Genomic DNA, 1,953 nt, shown 5'->3' with positions numbered 1-1,953 from the left:
ATATTGATTGGGCCTGATGGAAAAGTGATTCTCAATGTATGTGGCGGAAAAACCAAAAGCTTGGATGATGAACTGGAACGGTTAATCATCCAAAACAAGCAGTAGCTTGTCAAGCCCAATTAGGTAGCTTAAATGAATTATTATGAAAAGTAATATATTGACACTTCTGTATTTAAGCCTGCTGTTTTTATTCGGATGTAATCCTTTCCCTAAAAAAGATGCGCATCCAGAGGTTCCGATGATTGGCGATTTGTTGAAAGACAAAACAAAATTCAGGAAGGTTATGGATCTGACCGCTCTAAGCGAAATCATTGTCTTAAAAGATGGCCGGGTGCTGTTGAAGCCTGATAACAGCAACCTTGAATTTAAGATAATCGATGTCGAAAATAAGCTAATTTTTAAAGCTAAATATGATTGGGAGATTCCTTTTTATATTGATGACCACGGCGATCTATATATCAACCAGAAGAAATATTTTCATCCATTGTATAAAAAGATGCAGGAATTTAAAACTGTCGTTTTTCAAGACAGCATTGATAATAAATGGGCAGATTTGAGTCATTTAAGTGATAGCCTGCGGGCAAAAGCTGTTGATGAGTATGAGAAAAACCTTTTAAAGCCTTATGGCTTAGTGCCCTGTGAATACCAGGTGGTAAATACAGAAAGCTGTAATGTTTTTGAGATTAGAAATGACGCCTTAGTTGTAAGGCAAAGTGAGTTGTTTAAAGTCGATTTCCTAAAGCCTAAAAAAGATATCCCAAAATTTGATGATGATCTTTTGATTGCCTGGAGAAATGGTAAATTACCTACGCCCGCTTATCTTTCTTACTACCAGCTTGATGGCTTGAAATTTAAGTGTACGGATATGGCCTATCCAAAAACAATAAGGATTGCGAAAAAAGATTTTCTCTATTCGTCGGATTTTGGCTTATACGAAATTTTATAACTTCTTTCCTGGGTATTGGCGTTACTTTTAGAAAGTAAATCAAAATAGGATCAACACCAGGATTTTATGCAGGTTTCTTGTTTTTTGCATTTCTGTATATCATCATACTTAATTCTCATTGAGGAGCATCCAGGAGGTTCCGAATTTATCGCGGAGCATCGCAAAGCGGTTTGCGAAAGGAGTTTTCTCCATTTTCATAAACACTTCGCCTTCACTGGACAATAAACTATAAATGTGTTCTGCTTCTTCCGCTGTCTCAAGAACTAGTGTTAGGTAAGCACTGCGCATCGGTTCGGCATGAGGGATGTCCGCACCCCTCACGTTAGTGCCGCCTATTTCGATGATTGCATGGAGGATCGGGTTCTTCCATTCTTTCGGAAAATTAGGCGGTGGTAGTTGGTGAGGCACTATCATATGTATTTTTCCCCCTAAATGCTGCTCGTAAAACTGAAATGCTTTCTCACAATGTCCGGGGTAGTTGATATAAATGCCGAGTTTGGTTGAAGGTTGGGTATTCATGACGCAATATTCTGGTTATACAATTGACTAATCTACCTGTAAATATGGTTGTTGCTAGGTAAATTTCCAGGGGGAATTTACGACAAAAAAAGGGTGTGTTTCTACCTTAATTTAGTGAAGACTGGATTTTTAAAGTAGTAATCTTAATGGTGTTTATTAAGTCGCTCTCAAGTGATTAATTCCTGGAATTACTGTTTTTTACGCGGATACTTTGAGAAAACCTGTTGAAACCGGATAGCTATTTAAGGTGTTTCGAATAATAACCCCTTAAATTATATCACGGTTCATAAGACCCATATCTTTAGATTCAGACACGAGGCAGGATGCAAGCCGAGCTATCGCAGAAGCCTCACTGTCGAATCATGCGGAGCTTGAAAAAAATACCTATGTTTATTTATTCTATTAAAAATTTAATATGGCACACGCATTTATTTCTTATAGTCATTCTGCTGCACAGGTAGTTTATCGCTTGGAAGTGCACATGAGCC

2 protein-coding genes are annotated in these 1,953 nt (G+C 37.8%); one reads left to right on the top strand and one right to left on the bottom strand.

Going from position 1 to position 1,953, the window contains the following annotated elements:
- The first annotated feature begins 142 nt into the window (after nt 1-142).
- Nucleotides 143-946, top strand: a complete 804-nt coding sequence (locus tag AC1DDX_RS26955; RefSeq protein ID WP_337714948.1) for a hypothetical protein — start codon at nt 143-145, stop codon at nt 944-946.
- 108 nt (nt 947-1,054) lie between these two features.
- On the opposite strand, the gene AC1DDX_RS26950 is transcribed toward AC1DDX_RS26955, so the two are convergent.
- Nucleotides 1,055-1,465 (bottom strand): VOC family protein, encoded by a 411-nt coding sequence (locus AC1DDX_RS26950; RefSeq protein ID WP_337714946.1) that lies wholly within the window; start codon nt 1,463-1,465, stop codon nt 1,055-1,057.
- Nucleotides 1,466-1,953: the final 488 nt, after the last annotated feature.

This window comes from Pedobacter sp. 10L46_2, assembly GCF_056395165.1.
Note: the sequence above shows the minus strand (reverse complement) of the source record. Positions and strands in the feature narration are given on the sequence as shown.